Below are 19712 nucleotides of genomic sequence, written 5' to 3'. Positions count from 1 at the left end.
ACCCGGACCGCCCCCATGGCCGCAGCATCCCCCCAGACCCCCCCCGCCGGACGCATCCTGCGCGACCCGGTGCATCTCCTGGCCTTCGGCCTGGGCAGCGGCCTTTCCCCCAGGGCCCCGGGGACGGCGGGCACCCTGGCGGCGGTGCCGCTGTTCCTGCTGCTGCAGGGCCTGCCCCTGTGGGCCTATCTGCTGGTCACGGCCCTGGCGGCGGTGGCGGGGGTATGGCTTTGCGGCGACAGCGCCCGGCGCCTGGGGGTGCATGACCACCCGGGGATCGTCTGGGACGAGTTCGTCGGCCTGTGGATCACCCTGATCGCCGTCCCGGCGGGCTGGCCCTGGATCCTGGCGGGATTTGTGCTGTTTCGCCTGTTCGACATCCTCAAGCCCTGGCCCATCGGCTGGCTGGACCGGCACGTGGGCGGCGGCCTCGGCATCATGCTGGACGATGTGCTGGCGGGCCTGTATGCCCTGGGGGGGCTCCAGGCCCTGGCCTGGGTACTCCTCTGAGGGGCGGGCGCCCCTGTCCGCCCGGCGGCGCCCTCAAAGCTCCGCTTGCATCCCTGCCGCCCCGGGGGCATCTTGAGGATCGATCCTTTCCCAAGCGGTAGGGGTACCGGTCCGTGCCACGCGCCCTTCTCAGGTCGTTCCCCATCCTCTGTGCACTCCTATGCCTTATGGCGATACCGCCGGCCGCGGCCCTGGACGTGCGCGTGGTGGGGGTGTTCGGGGATCAGGCGGTGCTGGAGGTGGACGGCACGCGCCGGGTGCTGGCGGTGGGGGAGGCCAGCCCCGAGGGGGTGGTCCTGGAGGCCGCCGACGGGCGCAACGGCACCGCCCGGGTGCGGGTGGAAGGCCGGGTGCGCCAGATCCGCATCGGCGAGCGCGTGGGGGGCGGCTATGCCCCGCGGCGGCAGGCCACGGCCCGCATCCACCGCGACTCCAATGGCGCCTTCACCACCACCGGGGCCATCAACGGCCATGCCCTCACCTTCCTGGTGGACACCGGCGCCTCCGCCGTGGTGCTGAACGCCCCCGAGGCCCGCCGCCTGGGGATCGACCCCGACCGGGGGCAGTCGGTGCCGGTGCGCACCGCCTCCGGCATGGAATGGGGCCGCCGGGTGCGCCTGGACCGGGTGCGGGTGGGTGCCATCCGCCTGCGCAACGTCCCGGCCCTGGTGCTCCCGGGGCGGGAACCGCGGGTGGCGCTGCTGGGCATGAGCTTCCTCGAACGCCTGGAGATGCGCAACGAGGGCAGCGTGCTGGTGCTGGAGCAGCGTTACTAGGGCAATGGGCGTTCTTTCTCGGTGGCCCGCACGTACGACATGATTTGAAGCCCGAAGACCGTCGGACGAAAATGGTGTACACGAAGAGATTCAGGAGCGATCCATGCTGCATACAATTGAAGTGGAGATCGATAGCACCGGTCACATCCAACCGATCGACCCGGTGTCGCGAATCCCGGCAGGACGGGCTCTGCTGACCCTGCTGACCCCGCCTGCCGATGAAACGGCCCTGTTGTCTGAAGCGGCCCTTGCAGAGGACTGGTCCAAGGCGGAAGAGGATGAGGCATGGGCGCATTTACAGCCGGGCACTTAGTCGTCCTGCCATTTCCTTTTTCGGACCTGAGCCGTAGCAAATACCGGCCTGCGCTACTGATTGCCCATGCCGGACGGGGGGACTGGATTGCCTGTCAGATCACCAGCAATCCTTACTCTGATCCATACGCCGTCGAGATTACAGAAACCGATTTCGCTTCTGGGGGGTTGCAGCGCATCAGTTATGCCCGTCCGGGCAAATTATTCACGGCAAACGAATATCTGTTCTCTTCCGCACCTGCGGCCCTGGACGTGGGCAAGTTCCAGGAAATACGCATAGCGATCATCGCCCTCATTTCCGGTTGAATGAATACATGATCGCTTCTTTTGAAGCATCATGAGTTGTTGCTCGCTGAATTTTTCGCCCCACGCCGGGAAGATCACCCCTCCGCGGTCCGTTCCCCTCCCTGCAGCCAGCCCGCCAGGCGTTCGTGGGAGGCCAGCAGGGCGGGGATCACCACCAGTACCAGCACCGTGGCGAAGGCCAGGCCGAAGACGATGGAGATGGCCATGGGGATGAGGAACTGGGCCTGGGTGGAGCCTTCGAACAGCAGCGGCACCAGGCCGGCGATGGTGGTGAAGGAGGTGAGCACCACCGCCCGCAGGCGCTGGCAGGAAGCCTCCACGATGGCGTCGTCCTGGGCCAGGCCTTCGGCCCGCAGGGACTGGTAGAAGCTCACCAGGATGATGGCGTTGTTCACCACGATGCCGGTGAGGCCGAAGAGGCCGAACAGGGAGAGGATGGTGAGCTCCACCCCCAGCAGCCAGTGCCCCACCAGGGCCCCCAGCAGGCCGAAGGGGATGATGGCCATGATCACCAGGGGCCAGCCGTAGGAGCCGAACACCCAGGCCAGGGTGATGTAGATCAGGGCCAGGGCGATCACCAGGCCCATGCGCATGTCCCCCAGGGTCTCGGCCTGGTCCACGGCGCGGCCCTGGAAGGACCACTGCACCGGATGCTTTTGCAGGAGTTCGGGGAGCACCTCCCGCTCCAGTTGCTCCCGGATGCGCCCGGCGTTGTTCACTGCCCGGTCCACATCCGCCGAGATGGTGACCGCAAGGCGGGCCTCGGCGTGGCGCAGGGTTTCGAAGCCCTGGCGCGGGCGCAGTTCCGCCACGGTGTCCAGGGGGGCCGTGCCGCCGCCGGGCAGGACCACGGCGAAGCGCTCCAGGATGGCGGCGTCGTGGCGCTGGGCGTCCGGAAGCCGCACCCGCACCTCGATCTCCTCCAGGCCGTCCTGGTAGATCTGGCTCAGGGCGCCGTCGAAGGCGGCGCGCAACTGCCGTCCCAGGGATTCGGTGGTGAGCCCCAGGGCCTCGCCCTCCGGTGTGAGCCGGTAGATGAGCTGTTCCCGGCCGAAGGGCATGTTGTCCTCCACGGCATAGACCCCGGGGAAGTCGTTCAGGGTCTCGGACAGGTCCAGGGCGGCGGCCTTGAGGGCCCCGGGATCCTCGCCGGTGAGGCGCACCTCCACATCGCGCCCCGGTGGCCCGGACTGGCGCTCGGTGATGCTGAACAGCTCCAGCCCCGGGGGCTGCTGGATGCGGTCCTGCCAGGCCTGGATGAACTCGGTGTTGCGTACCTGGCGCCGGTCCGGGGAGGCCAGTTCCACCACGATGGAGCCGAACTGATCCCCCCGCGGGGGCTGCTGCGCCCCGCCGGTGTCCAGGCCCGCGCCCGAGCGCACCACCACGTTGCGGATCAGGTCCCCGCCCAGGGCCTCTTCGGCGGCGTAGAGTTCGTCCTCCACATGATCCAGGAACCGGTCCACCCGCTGCGGCGGGGTGCCGGCCACGAAGTGCACGCTGGCGTTGATCACCGTGCCTTCGGGGGAGGGGAAGAAGGTGAAGCCCAGGCGGCCGCCGAAGAGCAGACCCAGGGCCAGGATGAGCACCGCCAGGGCGGCGGCCAGGGTGAGGCCGGCGTTGCTGACGGCTCCGGTCACCAGGCGCCGGAAGGGGCCTTCACGGAAGCCCTCGAAGGTGCGGTCGAAGCGGTGACGGAAGCTGCCGGGACGGGGCGGGCGCACCTTTTCCAGGCTGCCGCGCAGGTGATGGGGCAACACCAGGAAGCTGATGACCAGGGTGGCGATGAGGATGCAGATTACCACCAGGGGGATGTCGAAGAGGATGTTGCCGATGATCCCCCCCACCAGCATCAGGGGCAGGAAGGCGGCGATGGTGGTCAGGGAGGCGGAGAACACCGGGGCCAGCATGCGCCGGGCCCCTTGTTCTGCGGCCTGTTCCGCAGTGCGGCCCCGCTGGTATTCGCTGTAGGCGTGTTCGCTGACGACGATGGCGTTGTCCACGATGATCCCCAGGGCCATGATGAAGCCGAACAGGGACATCATGTTGATGCTGCCCCCCAGGGCCCACAGGGCCACGAAGGCGGCGGTGAAGGACACGGGGATGCTCAGGGCCACGCGCAGGGCCAGGCGTCCGTTGAGGAAGAGGAACAGGATCCCCAGTACCAGCAGCAGTCCGCCGGCGCCGTTCTTCAGCAACAGGCCGATGCGCTCCGCCAGGGGTTCGTAGAATTCGTCATAGAGATGGAGTTCCACTCCCGGGGGCAGGGCGGGGCGGGTCTGTTCCAGCCAGTCCCGCAGGATGCGGGAGGCCTCCAGGGCGTCGTCCTGTTCCGCCCGCTGCAGGGCCATCTCCACGGCGGGCTGACCCTGGTAGCGCACCAGCACCTGGTTGTCCCGGGGGCGGCGCTCGATGGCGCTGGCCACGTCGCCGAGGCGGATCAGTCCCTCCTCGGCATCGGCGCGCAGGGGCAGCCGGGCGAAGGCCAGGGCATCCCGGGCCTGTTCCAGGCTGCGCACCTGGCGCGCGGTGTCGTTGCGTCCCACCATGCCCGCCGGCAGGTCCCGGGAGAGGTCGTCCACCCGCTCGGCGATGTCGTTCAGGCCCATCTTCAGGTCCAGCAGCCGGGCCATGGGCACCTGGATGGCCATCTCCTCCTCGGGCAGCCCGGTGAACTCGATCTGGGCGATGCCGGCATCCAGGAGCTGGCGTTCCAGGTCCCGCACCAGGGGGCGCAGTTCCCGCAGGTCATCGGGGCCGGTGACCAGCAGCTTGGCGATGGGTTCATAGCGGATGATGCGGGTCACCACCGGTTTCTCGGCGGCCTCGGGCAGGTCCCGCTGGCGGTCCACCACGTTCTTCACCTGGTTGGTGGCCAGGGTCATGTCGGTGCCGGACTCGAATTCCAGGGTGACGGTGGACAGGCCGAGACTGGAGGTGGAGGTGAGGTTGCGCAGCCCGTCCACGGTGCGCAGCTCCTGCTCCAGGGGGATGGTGATGCCCGTCTCCACGTCCTCGGCGCTGGCGCCGGTCCAGGGCACCTGGACGGTGACGAAATCCAGGGCGAAGTTGGGGAAGAACTGGGTGTTGAGCTTGAGCAGGGCCCAGGCCCCGGTGAGGAGCATGAGGGCCACCAGCAGGTTGGCCGCCACCGGGTGGCGCAGGAAGAGCCCGATGATGCCGCGGTCACGCCTCATGGATCATTCCCCCGCCTCGGTGACCCGCAGCCCGTCCATGGCGTTGGGCAGGCGGATGGTGACGATGCGGTCGCCGGCTTCGAGATCGGGGCCGGTGACCAGGATGCGGGTTTTACCGCTGGCATCGGTCCATTCCCCCACCCGTTGCACGGAGACGCGCCGCATGCGGCCGTCCTCGATGCGGTAGACTCGGTCCATGCCGTAGAGGGCCTCGAAGGGCAGGGGGACCACCCCGGGTTGCTCCGGAAGGGCGAGTTCCACCGTGATGAAGCGTCCCAGGGGCAGATCATCCTCTGTGCTTTGCACCTGCAGGATGCCCTCCACGCCAGCGCTCCCGGCGGGGCTCTCCCCTGCCAGTCCTTGCAGCACCAGAGGGACCTCCTGTCCATCCACGTGGCCGGTGGCGGCGGGTTTCAGCCCGGCCTCCAGGGCGGCCCGCACCCGGGGCAGGTAGGTGGCGGGAATGAGGGCGCGCACCTCCAGGGCGTCCAGGTCGTAGAGGGTCACCAGGGGATCTCCGGGGCGCACCCGTTCCCCGGGGGCCACGGGCACGGTCGCGATACGGCCCCGGAAGGGGGCCCGGATGCGGGTGCGCTCCAGATCCAGGCGGGCCTGTTCCGCCAGGGCCCGGGCCCGGTCCAGGCGGGCGCGCAGCTGATCCGCCCGGGCCGGGTAGTCGTTCACCGCCAGTTGCCGGTTGGCCACCGCCAGGGCCTGCTGTTCCATGGCGCGCTGGGCGTCGTCCACGGCGCTGCGCGAGCCCAGATCACGGCCCTGCAGGTCCCGGGCCCGCTGCAGGTCCCGCTGTGCCAGCTGCAGCAGGGTGCGTTCCCGTTCCAGTGCCGCCTGGTCCCGTTCATGGGCCAGCTCCAGGGCCCGCAGCTGGGCCTCCAGATCCTTCACCTCCGCGGCCCGTTGGGTGTGGATCAGTTGCAGTTCCCGGTCATCCAGGATCACCAGATCCGCCCCGGCGTCCACGATGCGGCCCTCCCGTGCCGGTACCCGCAGCACATCCGCCGTGACCGCGGCTTGCAGTTGCGCGCTGCGGGGAGATTGCACGTGCCCGTACAGGGTGAGGCGAGGGGCCAGGCTGCGGGGCTGGATCTCCTGGGCCGTGACCCGCCAGGTCCGCTCGGCCACGGAGCGCGATGGCTGCTCGGGGCGGGTGAGGACCAGCAGCGTGAACCCCAGGACCCCCAGCCCCAGCAGGATCAGGGGGAGGAGACGGCGGACCGGTTGCAGGCGTTTCATGGGGCGGGGGCGTCCTTGTGACGAGCGCGGGTGGAGAGATCGTTCTGCCGGGATTGGACGGGTTCGGCGTCCTCCCGTTCCGTGCCCAGGGGGAGGAACACCGGCATGCCGTCCACCTGCCCCACGGCCAGGGGCTGTCCGTAGAGCCGTTCCAGGGCCCGGGGGATGAGCATGTCCCGGGTGGGACCCCAGCAGGCGTCGCCATTAGGGTACATGAGGAGCAGATGATCACAATAGCGGGCCGTGAGGTTCACGTCGTGCATGGTGAGGATCGCCCCCCGGCCATGGGCGACCATGTGGCGGACGATGTCCAGCACCTCCACCTGATGGTGCAGGTCCAGGTGGTTGGTGGGCTCGTCCAGGAGGAAGACCCGGGGGTCCTGGGTGAGGGCGGTGGCGATGGCCAGGCGCTGGCGCTCGCCGCCGGAGAGGGTGGATACGGGGCGGTGCTCCAGTCCCTCCAGGCCGGTGCGTTCCAGGGCGTCCTGGGCGGCGGCGTAGTCGGCGGCGGATTCCATCTCCCAGGGGCGCAGATAGGGGTGGCGGCCGATGAGGGCGGTCTCCAGTACCGTGGCGGGAAAGCCGTCCTGCTGGTCCTGGAAGACCATGCCCAGGTGGCGGGCGATGCGGCGCCGGGGCAGATCGTCCATGGGGTGGCCGTCCAGACGCAGGCCGCCGCGGCGGGCGGGACGCAGGCCGGCCAGGGTGTGCAGGAGGGTGCTCTTGCCCGCGCCGTTGGGCCCGAGCACGCCCCAGCACTGGCCGGGCCGTACGGCCAGGCGCAGCGCGGCACCGTCCGGGCGTCCGGGGATGTCCACCACCAGGTCATCCAGTTGCAGGAGGGGAGGCATGCTGCGATTGTCGGGGGCCATGGGGTTTCCGGTGATGCCTTCGCTTTCAGGGGATTGGAGAAGGATGGCAGCGTCGTGATGGCGGGGTTTTTCGTGCGCGCCGCTTCCCTGGGGCATCTATCCGCTCCAGGGGAAGTGCGTGGTTGCGCCGGGGTCTCCCTTGCGCGGGTGTGCGCCGCAGGGAAGCGGCGCGCAAGCCTCCAGGGATGGATTCACGGCGGCCCGCGCAAGGGAGACCCCGGCGCAAGGGCAAACTCTGGCACAGGGGGCGTTTTCTGTTCACCTGCTGCGATGCAAAAGATACAGGAACACCGGCACCCCCAGCATGGCGGTGATCACCCCCACGGGGAGTTGCTGCGGGGCCATGAGGGTGCGGGCCAGGGTGTCCGCCAGGGTGAGCAGGATGCCGCCGGCCAGGGCCGAGGCGGGCAGGATGATGCGCTGGTCGTTGCCCAGTACCAGGCGCAGCATGTGGGGCACGATCAGGCCCACGAAGCCCACGCTGCCGGCCAGGGTGACGGCGGTGGCGGTCACCAGGGCGGCGACGATGTATACCGTCCATTCCAAAGGCCGCACGGCCACCCCCAGGGCGGCGGCCTGCATGGGGCCGCGGGCCAGGACGTTGAGGCTGCGGCCCAGGGGCAGGGCGGCCAGGACCACGATCACCAGCACCATCCAGGCGGGCCAGATGCGCCGGGCGTGGGACAGATCCCCCATGAGCCAGTAGAGCATCCCCGGCAGTTCCTCCGTGGGGCTCACCGCCAGCAGGAAGCTGATGAGGGCCCCCCAGCCGGCGGCCACCACCACCCCCGTGAGCAGCAGCCGGGTGGGGGTCCAGCTGCCGGTGCCGTGGGCCAGCCCGAAGACGATGAAGGTGGAGAGCATGGCGCCGGCGAAGGCTGATCCCGAGATCAGTACGGTGCCCGCGCCCAGGAGCATGGAGGCCAGGGCCCCCACCGCCGCGCCGCCGGAGAGTCCGAGGACGTAGGGGTCGGCCAGGGGGTTGCGCAGCAGCACCTGCATCAGGGCCCCGGCCACGGCCAGCAGGCCGCCGGTGGCGAAGGCCGCCAGGGCCCGGGGCAGGCGCAGTTCCAGGATCAGGGTACGGTGCAGGGGATCGCCGTCCCCGGTGAGGACGGCCAGGGTCTGGGCGGGCGTGAGCTGCACGCTGCCCAGGGCCACGGCGGTGACCAGTGCCGCCAGGGCGGCCAGGAGCAGGACGGTGAGGATGCCCGCCAGGCGGGTCACTCACCATCCTCCGGGCGCCGCTGGCGGGCCTCTTCCAGGGCCTGGCAGACCCGCCGGGCGCCGTCCGCCAGGCGGGGGGTGGGGCGTTGCAGCAGGGAGGGGGGGATGAAGAACAGGTTGTCCCGGGCCACGGCGGTCATCTCCGTCCAGCGGCGCCAGTCCTCCACCCATTGGGGGTCTTCCTCCCCCATGCCGCCGCCCATGATCACCTCCGGGTCGGCGGCCAGGACCACCTCCCGGTTCAGCCGGGGTACGGCGGCGTCCAGATGGCCGAAGACGTTGCGGCCTCCGCACAGGCGGATCACCTGAGAGATGATGTGTGCGTCATTGAGGGTCATGAGGGGGCGATCCCAGACCTGGTAGAAGACCGTCACCGGGGAGCGCCCGGCGTAGCGGTCCCGCAGTCCTTCCAGGGTCCGTTCCAGCTCCCGGGCGGTGCGGCGTCCTTGTTCCGGGTGGCCCGCCAGCCGTCCCAGGGTCTCCAGCCCCCGCACCAGTTGGCGGATGTTCCGGGGATCGCTGTAGTAGAGGGTGTAGCCCATGGCCTCCAGGCGTTCCAGCTGGCTGCGCACATTGCCCGCCTCCCAGGCGATGATCAGATCCGGTTCGAGGGCAATGATGGATTCCAGGTCCAATTGCTTGTAGCTGCCTACCCGGGGGATCTCCCGGGCGGCCTCGGGGTGGTCACTGAAGTTCACCGTACCCACGATCCGCTCCCCGGCGCCCACGGCGAAGAGGTTCTCGGTGATGTGGGGGGCCAGGCTGATGATGCGCTTCGCCGGTGCCTGCAGTTGTACCTGGCGGCCCCGGTCGTCGGTTACGGTCAGGGGCGCCGCATGGCCGTGCAGGGGGATGAAAATTGCGGCGAAAAGGAGATAAATGGCGAGTAAAAGAAGCCATTTGTGGGCTTTTTTTGATTTTGGATCCGGTATCTCTGGGCCTGTCATGGCGTTTCATCGGGGCGCGTGAAAGGAGGGCATCATACCAGCGATGCCCTGGCGGACCAGCGTCCATCACCCCACAAACCCGCCGGGACCACTCCCTGCCGGCGGCTGTGCGCCGCAGGGAAGCGGCGCGCAAAAAAACTCCAGGGAGGGATCCACGGCGTCCCGCCGGCAGGGGGCGGTCCTGGCGGTGGGGGAATGGGGTGCGGCGGGGGCTTGGGTTGGCGGTCTGGATCCGGTTTGCGTATGATACCGCCTCGCTTCAGGTGCCAGGCGCATGACAACCGCCTGGTGAAACGGGAAGCCGGTGCGTCCGTCCTCGGACCAGTCCGGCGCTGCCCCCGCAACGGTAGGCGAGACGCGGGCCCTGCACGTCACCGCAGGGCCCCGGCAAGGCGGAATGCCACTGCGCGCAAGCGTGGGAAGGTGCCTTGCCCCGGTCAGATCCTGACCCGTCCGCGAGCCCGGAGACCGGCCTGGAGTGTTCACGCGGCATTGCGGTGGGCCTTGCGCGGCGCGTCTCTCCGGTGATCCATCCCCCGGCACTGCGGGCCCCGGGTCCGCGATTCGCGTGCGCTCCCTCCTGCCATGCCGCCCATGCACCCCATCCGCGCGCGGGCGGCGCGCAGGAGAGACGACTTCGATGATTCGCAAGGCTTCCCTGCCGGCAGCGGTGCTGCTGGCCCTCCCTCCCATGGCTTTGGCCCAGAACCATCTGGCGCAGCTGGACCCCATCCTGGTCACCCCCACCCGCACGGCCGAGACCGTTGACGAGACCCTGGCGTCGGTGACCGTCATCGACCGCGAGGAGATCGACCGGCTGCAGCCCAAGAGCTTCACCGATCTGCTCCGGGGCCGGGCCGGGCTGGCGGTGACCCAGAACGGTCCCTTTGGCAAGACGGCCAGCCTCTACAGCCGCGGCACCGATTCCGGCCATACCCTGCTGCTGGTGGACGGGGTGCGCATGGGTTCGGCCACCCTGGGCAGCCCGTCGTGGCAGTTCCTGCCCATCCCGGAGATCGAACGGGTGGAGATCGTGCGCGGGCCGCGCACCAGCCTGTACGGGTCCGACGCCATCGGCGGCGTGGTGCAGGTCTTCACCCGCGAGGGAGACGGCGCACCACGGGCCCGGGCCCATCTGGGCACCGGGTCCTTCGGCACCCGGGAATTCGGGGCCGGCATCTCCGCAGGCCAGGGGGATACCCGCTACAGCCTCTCGGGGAGCCATTTCCAGACCGACGGCATCGATATTCAGGAGAACACCGGGGACCGGGCGGACGATGGCTACGACAACAGCAGCTTCAGCGGTCGGGTGAGCCATCGCCTGGCGGGGGGCGCGGAGTTGTTCGGCTCCTTCCTGTATTCCACGGGGGAGACGGAGATCGACGTGGGCACGGGGGAATTCCGCGACTGGACCGATTACGGTCATCACGCCGTGCGGGCCGGCATCCGCGGTCCGGTGACCGACCACTGGCGCAGCCGGTTGACCCTGGCCCATAGCCGTGACGAGGCCGAGACCTTTTACGATGGCGCCTTCGATTCCCGCATCGACACCCTGCGGGACCTGGTGACCTGGCAGAACGATGTCCTCCTGGGGAGACACCTGCTGACCCTGGGGGCGGACTACCGGGAGGATCGGGTGCAGAGCAGCAACGACTATGCCCGGACCCGCCGCGACAACTGGGGCCTGTTCGCCCAGCTGCAGACGGAACTGGGGGCCCAGGATCTGTCCGCCAGCCTGCGCCAGGACGACAACGAGGCCTTCGGCCACGAGACCACGGGGCAGGTGGCCTGGGGCCTGGAGATGAGCGAGGCCTGGCGGCTCCGGGCCGGTTACGGCACCGCCTTCAAGGCCCCCACTTTCAACGATCTCTACTGGCCGGGGTCGGGCAACCCCGATCTGAAGCCGGAGCGCTCACGCACGGCGGAGTTGGGGCTGCGCTTCACCGGAGAGGGGGTCCGCTCCGACGTGACCGTCTTCAGGACGGATCTGGAGGACATGATCGACTGGGCCCCGCCCCCGGGGGGCGGCCGCTGGTGGATCCCGCAGAATGTCGATGAGGTGCGCATCCGCGGGATCGAATGGGAGACCGGTATCCGGCGCGGGGACTGGTCGGCGGTGCTGGCCTTCACCCATCTGGACCACGAAAACCGCAACACCGGACAGGCCCTGGCCCGGCGGCCGGATGACAGTCTGCGCCTGGATCTGGACCGCAGCCTGGGGCGCTGGTCCCTGGGGGGGACTGTCCTGGCCCAGGGGCGGCGCTACAATGACGAAGCCGAGAGCGACCCCATCCCCGGGTATGCCCTCCTGAACCTGCGGGCGGCCTATGCCTTCTCGTCCCAGTGGACGCTGCGGGCGACCCTGGACAATGCCCTGGACCATGACTACGTGCAGGTCCGGGGCTTCGGCGATGATTACAACGAGCCCGGCCGCGCCGTCTTCCTCAGCCTCCACTACCAGCAGTAGGTCCGCCCTTGCGTCACTGTCCCGCCCTCCTTGTCACCGCCCCGGCCTCCGGCCAGGGCAAGACCACGGTGACGGCGGCCCTGGCCCGGTATCACCGCAACCGGGGCCGCCGGGTGCGGGTGTTCAAGACGGGACCGGACTTCCTCGACCCCATGATCCACCAGCGGGCCAGCGGCGCGCCGGTGTACGTGGCGGACCTGTGGATGACCGGGGAGGCGGACATCCGCCGGCGCCTGTATGCCGCGGCCGGGGAGGCGGACCTGATCCTGGTGGAGGGGGTGATGGGGCTGTTCGACGGCCATCCCTCCAGCGCCGACCTGGCGGCACGTTTCGGCATCCCGGTGATGCCCGCCATCAGCGGGGCGGCCATGGCCCAGACCTTCGCCGCCCTGGCCCATGGCCTGGCCACCTACCGTGCGGAGGTCCCCTTCGCCGGGGTCTTCGCCAACCGGGTCAGCGGCGAGCGGCATTATGCCCTGCTCACCGAGGGCCTGCCGGCGGGGCGGCCCGCCTTCGGCTACCTGCCCCGGTCGGCGGACACCGCCCTGCCCAGCCGCCATCTGGGGCTGGTGCAGGCGGCGGAGATCGCCGACCTGGACCGGCGCCTGGACGCGGCGGCGGAGCAGTTGGTGTGGAAGGCCCCGGGGCTGCCGCCCGCGGTGGCCTTCGCCCCGGAGGAGACCCCGCCGCCGCCCCGGCACCTGGCGGGGCGGCGCATCGCCGTGGCCCGGGATGCGGCCTTCGCCTTCCTCTACCCGGCCAATCTGGACCTGTTGCGGGAGATGGGGGCCGAATTGCATTTCTTCTCCCCCGTGCAGGGGGATGGGCTGCCGCAGGGGACGCAGGCCGTCTATCTCCCCGGCGGCTATCCGGAGCTGCACCTGGAGGCCCTGGCCGCCAATGAGCGGCTGAAGCGGGACCTGGCCGCCCATGCGGCGGCGGGCCGGCCGCTGCTGGCGGAATGCGGCGGCATGCTCTACCTCCTGGAACGGCTGGAGGATACGGAAGGGCAGGGGGCGGACCTGGTGGGCCTGCTGCCGGGACAGGCCCGTATGCAGGGCCGGCTGGCGGCCCTGGGGCCCCAGGAGGTGACCCTGCCGGAGGGGGTGTTCCGCGGCCACACCTTCCATCATTCCGCCATGCACTCCCCCCTGGAGCCCATCGCCCGGGCCCGCTGCCCCAACGGCCGGGATACGGCGGAGGCGGTCTATCGCAAGGGCGCGGTGACCGCCAGCTATGTGCACCTGTACTTCCCCGCGGATCCCCAGGGCACGGCGCGGCTGTTCACGGGGGAGGGACGCACATGATGGCCACCCTGCTGGGGATCCTGGTCGCCCTGGCCCTGGACCGCCTGCTGGGGGAACCCCGGCGCGGGCATCCCCTGGTGGCCTTTGGCGCCCTCATCGAGGCGGTGGAGCGCCGCGGCTATGGCGATGACCGGCTGCGGGGCGCCCTCCTGCTGGCCCTGCTGGTGCTGCCCTTCACGGCCCTGGCCGCCCTTGCCGCGGCGCTGCCGGGGGGATGGGTGCTGGAGGTGGTGCTGCTCTATCTGGCGGTGGGCTGGCGCAGCCTGGGGGAGCACGGGCGGGGCATCGCCGGGGCGCTGCAGCAGGGGGATCTGGAGGCCGCCCGTGATCGGGTGGCCTTCCTGGTGAGCCGGGACACCCAGGACATCGACGCCACGCAGATCAGCAAGGCCACCGTGGAATCGGTGCTGGAGAACGGCAACGATGCCGTCTTCGCCCCCCTGTTCTGGTTCGCCGTGGCCGGGGCCCCCGGGGTGGTGGCCTACCGCCTGGTGAACACCCTGGATGCCATGTGGGGCTATCGCACGGATCGCTACCGGCACTTTGGCTGGGCGGCGGCGCGGCTGGACGATGGCCTCAATTACCTCCCCGCCCGGTTCACGGCCCTGGCCTATGCCCTGGCCTCGGGGGGCTGGGCGGGGGCGCGCCGGGCCCTGGACTGCTGGCGCCGCCAGGGGCGGGTATGGAAGAGCCCCAACGCCGGTCCGGTGATGGCCGCCGGGGCCGGGGCCCTGGGGGTCCGTCTGGGGGGCGCGGCGGTCTACCATGGACGCCTACAGCCCCGGCCCGACCTGGGCCAGGGACCGGAGGCCGCCCCGGCGGATATCCCCAGGGCCCTGACCCTCCTGGACCGGGCCCTGGGGGTCTGGGTCCTGGGTCTGGGGTTGGCCGGACTCCTTATTCATATGATCGGCTCCTGAGGTCCATTTCTTTCATGATCCACAAAGGTGCCCGCCCCTTGTCCCCAAGCGAAGACACCGCAGATCCCGGGAACCCGTTGCCGGGGATGCTCCCCCACGGCGGCCGCCTGCGCAGGGCGGCCCGGGAGGAGGGCATCCCCCTGGCGGACTGGCTGGACCTGTCCACGGGCATCAACCCCCATGGCTGGGCGGTGCCGCCGGTGCCCCCCGAGGCCTGGATGCGTCTGCCCGAGGAGGAGGACGGCCTGGAGGCCGCCGCCGCCGGGTACTTCGGTTCCTCGGCCCTGCTGCCGGTGGCCGGGTCCCAGGCGGCCATCCAGGCCCTGCCGGCCCTGCTGCCCCCCGGCCGGCGGGTGGGCATGCTGCATCCCTCCTATGCCGAACACGCCCACGCCTGGCGGCGGGCGGGGCATCAGGTGCTGCCCCTGTCGCCGCAGACGGTGGAGGACCGGCTGGAGACACTGGACCATCTGCTGCTGGTGAACCCCAACAACCCCTCGGGCCACCGCTTCGATCTCCGGTGCCTGCAGGACTGGCAGGCACGGCTGGCCGTCAAGGGGGGCTGGCTGGTGGTGGACGAGGCCTTCATGGACGCCACCCCGGAGCACAGCCTGGTGCCCCGCTGCCCCCAGCCCGGACTGGTGGTGCTGCGCTCCCTGGGCAAGTTCTTCGGTCTGGCCGGGGCGCGGGTGGGTTTCGTCTTTGCCGAGCCGGGCCTGCGGGCAGAGTTGGCGGCCCATCTGGGGCCGTGGACGGTCCCCGGCCCCTCCCGTTGGGCGGCCTGCGGCGCCCTGTCGGATCTGGGTTGGCAGGAACAGACCCGGGAGGGCCTGGCCCGTGCCGGGGCACGGCTGCGGGACGTCCTCAGCCGCCACGGGCTGCCCCCCGACGGCGGCACGCCCCTGTTCCAGTGGGTGCGCACCCCCCGGGCCGGGGCGATCCACGCGGCCCTGCGCCGGCGCGGCATCCTCACCCGCCTGTTCGACGACCCCCCAAGCCTGCGTTTCGGTCTGCCGGGGGATGAGATGGGCTGGGCCCGGCTGGAGGCCGCCCTGGGGGCGTTGTCGGATGCGGAGGGACGGTCGTGACGGCGGCCACCCTGATGGTGCAGGGCACCACCTCCGATGCCGGCAAGAGCCTGCTGGTGACCGCCCTGGGCCGGGCCCTGGCCCGCCGGGGGATCGCCGTGGCCCCGTTCAAGTCCCAGAACATGGCCCTGAACAGCGCCGTCACCCCGGAGGGCGGGGAGATGGGCCGCGCCCAGGCGGTGCAGGCGGCGGCCTGCCGGGTGGTGCCCCACACGGACATGAATCCGGTGCTGCTCAAGCCCTGTTCCGACCGGGGTGCCCAGGTGATCCTGGACGGACGGCCCCTGTCCATGTCGGATGCGGCCGCCTACCATCGCCTCAAGCCCACGCTGCTGGAGCGGGTGGTGGCGGCCCATGGGCGCCTGGCCCGGCGCCACCGGGTGGTGCTGGTGGAGGGGGCCGGGTCCCCGGCGGAGATCAACCTGCGGCAGGGGGACATCGCCAACATGGGTTTTGCCGAGGCGGTGGACTGCCCGGTGATCCTGGTGGCGGACATCGACCGCGGCGGGGTGTTCGCCCACCTGGTGGGCACCCTGGCGCTGCTCTCCCCCACGGAACGGGCGCGGGTGGCGGGTTTTGTCATCAACCGCTTCCGAGGGGATAAGGCCTTGCTGGATCCGGGTCTGGACTGGCTGCAGCGGGAGACGGGCAAGCCCGTGCTGGGGGTGCTGCCCTATCTCCAGGGGTTGTACCTGGAGGCGGAGGATGCCCTGCCGGGGGCCTTACCCCCCGCGCCGCGGGGTGGCCAGGGGGAAGGGGAGCCGCTGCAGGTGGTGGTGCCGGCGCTGCCGCGCATCAGCAACCACACGGATCTCGATCCCCTGCGGCTGCACCCGCGGGTGCGCGTCACCTTCGCCGCACCGGGGCGGCCCCTGCCGCCGGCGGACCTGATCGTGCTGCCCGGCTCCAAGGCGGTGCGCGCGGACCTGGACTGGTTGCGGCAACAGGGCTTTGACCGGGCCATCCTGCGCCACCTGCGCTACGGCGGCCGGGTGATGGGGATCTGCGGGGGCTTTCAGATGCTGGGGCAGTGGGTGCATGACCCCGACGGGGTGGAAGGTGCCCCCGGCAGCACCCCGGGCCTGGGGCTGCTGGAGGTGGAGACCACCCTGGCCCCGGGCAAGCAGCTGCGCCAGGTGCGGGGACAACTGGCCGACGGGGCCCGGGTGGAGGGCTACGAGATCCATGCCGGGGTGACCCGGGGGCCGGGTCTGCAGCGGCCGGCCGTGACCCTGGAGGGGCAGGGACCCGACGGCGCCGTCTCCGAGGACGGGGCCATCCTGGGCACCTATGTGCACGGGGTCTTCGACCGCGCCGGGGCGGCCCGGTCCCTGCTGGCCTGGGCGGGCCTGGGGGATGCCGCCGGGGGGCGCGATCTGGAGTGGGATCGGGAGGACGGTTTCGAGCAGTTGGCGGACGCGGTGGAGGCCCATCTGGACATGGCCCGCATCCTGGCCCTTCTGGGGCTGGAGGCCCCGGCGGCGTCGCCACCACCGCCTGCATCGGGCAGGTCACATCTGGGGAGGCATCGGGCATGAAAGAACTGATCCTGGGCGGGGCCCGTTCGGGCAAGAGCGCCCTGGCGGAGCGCCTGGCCGCGGAGAGCGCTCTGGGGGTGACCTACGTGGCCACGGCCCGGCCGGGGGAGGACGAGGAGATGCGGGCCCGCATCCGCCATCACCAGGAGCGCCGCCCCGCGCACTGGGGCCTGGTGGAGGCGGGGCCCGATCTGGCCGGGGTGCTGCGCGCCCATGCCGCCCCGGACCGCTGTCTGCTGGTGGACTGCCTCACCCTCTGGCTCACTCATCTCTTATGGGACGAGGATGAGGCCACCTGTAGCCGGGAACAGACCCGCCTTCTGCAGGTCCTTGCGGATCTGCCGGGGCGGCTGATCCTGGTGAGCAACGAGACCGGTATGGGCATCGTGCCCCTGGGGGAACTCACCCGCCGGTTCTGTGACGAGGCCGGCCGGCTGCATCAGGCGGTGGCGGCGCGCTGCGAGCGCGTCACCCTGACGGTGGCCGGTCTGCCCCTGGTACTGAAAGGAGACCCATTGTGAATCAAGAAACCCCCTGGTTGCAGGTGCCCGCGGCACCCATCGACGAAGACGCCCGCCGCCGCGCGGAGGAGCGCCAGACCCGCCTCACCAAGCCCCTGGGCTCCCTGGGCCAGCTGGAGACCCTGGCCACCCGCCTGGCCGGCATGCAGGGCAGTGATACCCCCCGGGCCGATACGGTGCACATCAGCATCTTCGCGGGGGATCACGGCGTGGCCGCCGAGGGGATCTCCCGTTTCCCCCAGTCGGTGACCATGGAGATGGTGCGCAACTTCGTGCGCGGCGGGGCCGGGATCAGTGTCCTGGCCCGCTCCATCGACGCCCGCCTGGAGGTGATCAATCTGGGTACGGTGGAGGAGACCGGGCCCCTGGAGGGGGTCACCGATGTGCGCATCGGCCCGGGCACCGCCAACTTCGTCCAGGGTCCGGCCATGGACCTGCATCAACTGGCCCTGGCCATGAACGCCGGCCGCCACGCGGCGGAGCGGGCCCGGCTGGCGGGGACCGAGGTCTACCTGGCGGGGGAGATGGGCATCGGCAACACCACCGCCGCCGCCGCCGTGGCCTGCGCCCTCATGGGGGCCGAGCCGGAGGAACTGGTGGGGCCGGGCACCGGCCTGGACGATGCGGGGGTGCGGCACAAGGCCGAGGTCCTCCGCCGTGCCCTGGATCTGCACCGGGGGCATATGGACGAACCGGTGGAATGCCTGCGCCGGGTAGGCGGTTTCGAGATCGCCGCCATGAGCGGGGCCTATCTGGCCTGCGCCCAGATGGGGATGCCCGTGCTGGTGGATGGTTTCATCAGTTCCGTGTCGGCCCTGGCCACCGCCCGCATCTGCCCCAGCGCCCGGGACTGGTTCCTGTTTGCCCATACCTCCGCCGAACCGGGTCACCGCCGGGTGCTGGAGGCCCTCTCCGCCCGGCCCCTGCTGGATCTGGGCATGCGTCTGGGCGAGGCCAGCGGGGCGGCCACCGCCGTGCCCCTGCTGCGTCTGGCCTGCGACATCCACGGCCGCATGGCCACCTTCGACGAGGCCCAGGTGGCGGAGGCCCTTTGAGCCAGGTCCCCCGGATCGATCTCATGCGTCACGGCCAGACCACCGGGGGGTTCGCCTTCCGGGGGAGTCTGGACGAGCCCCTGACCCCTGAAGGCTGGGGGCAGATGCAGGGCAGCTTCGACGCCCATGGCCCCTGGGATGCCCTCATCGCCTCGCCGCTGCAGCGCTGCCTGGCCCCGGCCCGTGCCTGGGCCGGGGCCGCTGGGCTCGCCCTGCAGGAGGAGCCCCGTCTGCGGGAGATGCACTTCGGGGTCTGGGAGGGGCGCACCCCCGCCGATCTCATGGAGTCGGAACCCGAGGCCCTGGCCCGCTTCTGGGAGGACCCCCTGCACCACGTGCCCCCCGGGGCCGAGCCCCTGACGGCCTTTCGCGACCGGGTCCTTGCGGCCTGGGGGGATCTGGTGCGTGCCCCCGCGCCGGCGCGCCGGCTGGTGGTGACCCACGGTGGCGTGATCCGTCTCATCCTGCTGCACGAGCAGCGGCGTCCCCTCCAGGACCTGCTGGTGCTGGAGGTGCCCCATGCCTGCCTGTACCGCATCCATCTGCATCCCGGCGGGCACCGGGTGGAGCGCCTGCCGGTGCCCACGGACCCCGCCGACCCCATGGAGTCCCCGCAGTGAAACCCTTCCTCGTGGCCCTGCGCTTTCTCACCCGCTTCCCCGTGACCTGGAACGACCCTACGCCGCAGCAGGTGGGGCAATCCCTGCTGCACTATCCCCTGGTGGGGTTGCTCATGGGGGGCGCCCTGGCGGCGGCCCTGGGCCTTCTGGGCACGGGCCCCCTGGCGGCGGCCCTGGTGGTGGCCCTGTGGGTGGTGCTCACCGGGTTGATGCACATGGACGGCCTGGCGGACGCCGCCGACGCCTGGATCGGCGGCATCGGCGACCGGGAGCGCACCCTGGAGATCATGAAGGATCCCCGCTGCGGCCCCGCCGCCGTGGCGGTGCTGATCCTGGTGCTCCTGGTGAAGTATGCGGCCCTGCTGGAACTGGCGGGGCAGGGGGTCGGGGCGGCGGTGCTGCTGGCCCCCTTCCTGGGGCGCGCGGCCCTGCCCCTGCTGTTCGTCACCACCCCCTACGTGCGCCCCGGGGGCATGGGCAGCCTGCTGGCGGAGTATCTGCCCCGGCGCGGGGCCTGGGGCGTGGTGGCGGCGACGGCGGTGGCGTCCCTGCTGGGCGGCCTTGCCCTGGGGCAGGGGGGGGTGGTCCTGGCGGCCCTGGCGGGGGCCCTGGGGGTCTTCCTGGCGGGCCGGGCCTGGATGCGCCACCGCATCGGGGGCACCACGGGGGACACCGCCGGGGCCCTGGTGGAACTGGTGGAGACCGGGGTGCTGGTGGCGGTGGTGCTGGCGGCGGGCTGAGGGCGTCTGGGCGGGATGAAGCCCCGCCGGGGCTCTGCTACTCTATGCGGCTTGATCG

The 19712-nt window shown here is 71.0% G+C and carries 17 protein-coding genes, 1 pseudogene and 1 riboswitch; of the genes and pseudogenes, 13 read left to right on the top strand and 5 right to left on the bottom strand.

Annotated features, from left to right (window positions below; genetic code table 11):
* The first annotated feature begins 15 nt into the window (after positions 1-15).
* From BM214_RS05170 to BM214_RS05155, 4 genes are all read left to right on the top strand, one after another.
* Positions 16-510 (top strand): phosphatidylglycerophosphatase A family protein, encoded by a 495-nt coding sequence (locus BM214_RS05170; RefSeq protein WP_090484202.1) that lies wholly within the window; start codon positions 16-18, stop codon positions 508-510.
* Between the two features lie 167 nt (positions 511-677).
* The gene (locus BM214_RS05165; RefSeq protein WP_090484200.1) at positions 678-1286 is read left to right on the top strand and encodes a retropepsin-like aspartic protease family protein; all 609 of its coding nucleotides are present in this window, start codon (positions 678-680) and stop codon (positions 1284-1286) included.
* 103 nt (positions 1287-1389) lie between these two features.
* A complete protein-coding gene (locus BM214_RS05160) occupies positions 1390-1599 on the top strand; it encodes a hypothetical protein (protein ID WP_090484198.1) in 210 nt (69 codons plus the stop codon).
* Positions 1572-1904 (top strand): MazF family transcriptional regulator, encoded by a 333-nt coding sequence (locus BM214_RS05155; RefSeq protein ID WP_090484196.1) that lies wholly within the window; start codon positions 1572-1574, stop codon positions 1902-1904. Before BM214_RS05160 ends, BM214_RS05155 begins: the two co-directional genes overlap by 28 nt.
* A gap of 74 nt (positions 1905-1978) precedes the next feature.
* Here the strand turns inward: BM214_RS05155 and BM214_RS05150 are convergent, their stop codons facing one another.
* The 5 genes and pseudogenes from BM214_RS05150 to BM214_RS05130 form a co-directional block, all read right to left on the bottom strand.
* Positions 1979-5101: an efflux RND transporter permease subunit gene (locus BM214_RS05150; protein WP_143096352.1), complete on the bottom strand. Its 3123-nt coding sequence runs from the start codon at positions 5099-5101 to the stop codon at positions 1979-1981.
* Positions 5102-5104: 3 nt separating this feature from the next.
* Positions 5105-6352 carry an efflux RND transporter periplasmic adaptor subunit gene (locus BM214_RS05145; protein ID WP_090484194.1) on the bottom strand — a complete coding sequence of 416 codons (1248 nt, stop codon included), beginning with the start codon at positions 6350-6352 and terminating at the stop codon, positions 5105-5107.
* Between the two features lie 89 nt (positions 6353-6441).
* Positions 6442-7224 (bottom strand): annotated as a pseudogene (locus tag BM214_RS05140) (ABC transporter ATP-binding protein); the annotation flags it as partial.
* 258 nt (positions 7225-7482) lie between these two features.
* The gene (locus tag BM214_RS05135) at positions 7483-8451 is read right to left on the bottom strand and encodes a FecCD family ABC transporter permease (protein WP_090484189.1); all 969 of its coding nucleotides are present in this window, start codon (positions 8449-8451) and stop codon (positions 7483-7485) included.
* Entirely contained in the window at positions 8448-9398 is a 951-nt protein-coding gene (locus BM214_RS05130; RefSeq protein WP_090484187.1) for a cobalamin-binding protein, read from the bottom strand. The genes BM214_RS05135 and BM214_RS05130 overlap by 4 nt, the downstream gene beginning before the upstream one ends.
* Before the next feature lie 244 nt (positions 9399-9642).
* Positions 9643-9889, top strand: a riboswitch (cobalamin riboswitch).
* Positions 9890-10041: 152 nt separating this feature from the next.
* Between BM214_RS05130 and BM214_RS05125 the strand changes: the two genes are divergently transcribed.
* From BM214_RS05125 to BM214_RS05085, 9 genes are all read left to right on the top strand, one after another.
* Positions 10042-11865, top strand: a complete 1824-nt coding sequence (locus BM214_RS05125; RefSeq protein ID WP_090484465.1) for a TonB-dependent receptor domain-containing protein — start codon at positions 10042-10044, stop codon at positions 11863-11865.
* An 8-nt stretch (positions 11866-11873) separates the two neighbouring features.
* Positions 11874-13172, top strand: a complete 1299-nt coding sequence (locus tag BM214_RS05120) for a cobyrinic acid a,c-diamide synthase CobB (RefSeq protein WP_090484185.1) — start codon at positions 11874-11876, stop codon at positions 13170-13172.
* A complete protein-coding gene (cbiB, locus tag BM214_RS05115; RefSeq protein WP_090484463.1) occupies positions 13172-14092 on the top strand; it encodes an adenosylcobinamide-phosphate synthase CbiB in 921 nt (306 codons plus the stop codon). The genes BM214_RS05120 and cbiB overlap by 1 nt, the downstream gene beginning before the upstream one ends.
* A gap of 86 nt (positions 14093-14178) precedes the next feature.
* Positions 14179-15180 (top strand): threonine-phosphate decarboxylase CobD, encoded by a 1002-nt coding sequence (cobD, locus tag BM214_RS05110; RefSeq protein ID WP_090484183.1) that lies wholly within the window; start codon positions 14179-14181, stop codon positions 15178-15180.
* Complete coding sequence (locus BM214_RS05105; protein WP_090484182.1) at positions 15177-16718, top strand: cobyric acid synthase; 1542 nt, start codon at positions 15177-15179, stop codon at positions 16716-16718. Before cobD ends, BM214_RS05105 begins: the two co-directional genes overlap by 4 nt.
* Entirely contained in the window at positions 16715-17239 is a 525-nt protein-coding gene (cobU, locus tag BM214_RS05100) for a bifunctional adenosylcobinamide kinase/adenosylcobinamide-phosphate guanylyltransferase (RefSeq protein WP_090484180.1), read from the top strand. Before BM214_RS05105 ends, cobU begins: the two co-directional genes overlap by 4 nt.
* The gene (gene cobT, locus BM214_RS05095) at positions 17236-18294 is read left to right on the top strand and encodes a nicotinate-nucleotide--dimethylbenzimidazole phosphoribosyltransferase (RefSeq protein WP_090484178.1); all 1059 of its coding nucleotides are present in this window, start codon (positions 17236-17238) and stop codon (positions 18292-18294) included. Before cobU ends, cobT begins: the two co-directional genes overlap by 4 nt.
* Complete coding sequence (locus tag BM214_RS05090) at positions 18291-18914, top strand: histidine phosphatase family protein (RefSeq protein WP_177217585.1); 624 nt, start codon at positions 18291-18293, stop codon at positions 18912-18914. The genes cobT and BM214_RS05090 overlap by 4 nt, the downstream gene beginning before the upstream one ends.
* Positions 18911-19654 carry an adenosylcobinamide-GDP ribazoletransferase gene (locus tag BM214_RS05085; protein ID WP_090484174.1) on the top strand — a complete coding sequence of 248 codons (744 nt, stop codon included), beginning with the start codon at positions 18911-18913 and terminating at the stop codon, positions 19652-19654. Before BM214_RS05090 ends, BM214_RS05085 begins: the two co-directional genes overlap by 4 nt.
* Positions 19655-19712: the final 58 nt, after the last annotated feature.

The organism is Ectothiorhodospira mobilis (assembly GCF_900114895.1).
Taxonomy (GTDB): domain Bacteria; phylum Pseudomonadota; class Gammaproteobacteria; order Ectothiorhodospirales; family Ectothiorhodospiraceae; genus Ectothiorhodospira; species Ectothiorhodospira mobilis_A.
This window is presented reverse-complemented; position numbering and strand designations above follow the sequence as displayed.

Excerpts from the sequence above, each read along its gene's own strand:
- BM214_RS05165 (WP_090484200.1), top strand. The coding sequence starts at position 678 with ATGGCGATACCGCCGGCCGCGGCCCTGGACGTGCGCGTGGTGGGGGTG.
- BM214_RS05160 (WP_090484198.1), top strand. The coding sequence starts at position 1,390 with ATGCTGCATACAATTGAAGTGGAGATCGATAGCACCGGTCACATCCAA.
- BM214_RS05150 (WP_143096352.1), bottom strand. The coding sequence starts at position 5,101 with ATGAGGCGTGACCGCGGCATCATCGGGCTCTTCCTGCGCCACCCGGTG.
- BM214_RS05145 (WP_090484194.1), bottom strand. The coding sequence starts at position 6,352 with ATGAAACGCCTGCAACCGGTCCGCCGTCTCCTCCCCCTGATCCTGCTG.
- cobD (WP_090484183.1), top strand. The coding sequence starts at position 14,179 with ATGCTCCCCCACGGCGGCCGCCTGCGCAGGGCGGCCCGGGAGGAGGGC.
- cbiB (WP_090484463.1), top strand. The coding sequence starts at position 13,172 with ATGGCCACCCTGCTGGGGATCCTGGTCGCCCTGGCCCTGGACCGCCTG.
- BM214_RS05170 (WP_090484202.1), top strand. The coding sequence starts at position 16 with ATGGCCGCAGCATCCCCCCAGACCCCCCCCGCCGGACGCATCCTGCGC.
- BM214_RS05155 (WP_090484196.1), top strand. The coding sequence starts at position 1,572 with ATGGGCGCATTTACAGCCGGGCACTTAGTCGTCCTGCCATTTCCTTTT.
- cobU (WP_090484180.1), top strand. The coding sequence starts at position 16,715 with ATGAAAGAACTGATCCTGGGCGGGGCCCGTTCGGGCAAGAGCGCCCTG.
- BM214_RS05130 (WP_090484187.1), bottom strand. The coding sequence starts at position 9,398 with ATGACAGGCCCAGAGATACCGGATCCAAAATCAAAAAAAGCCCACAAA.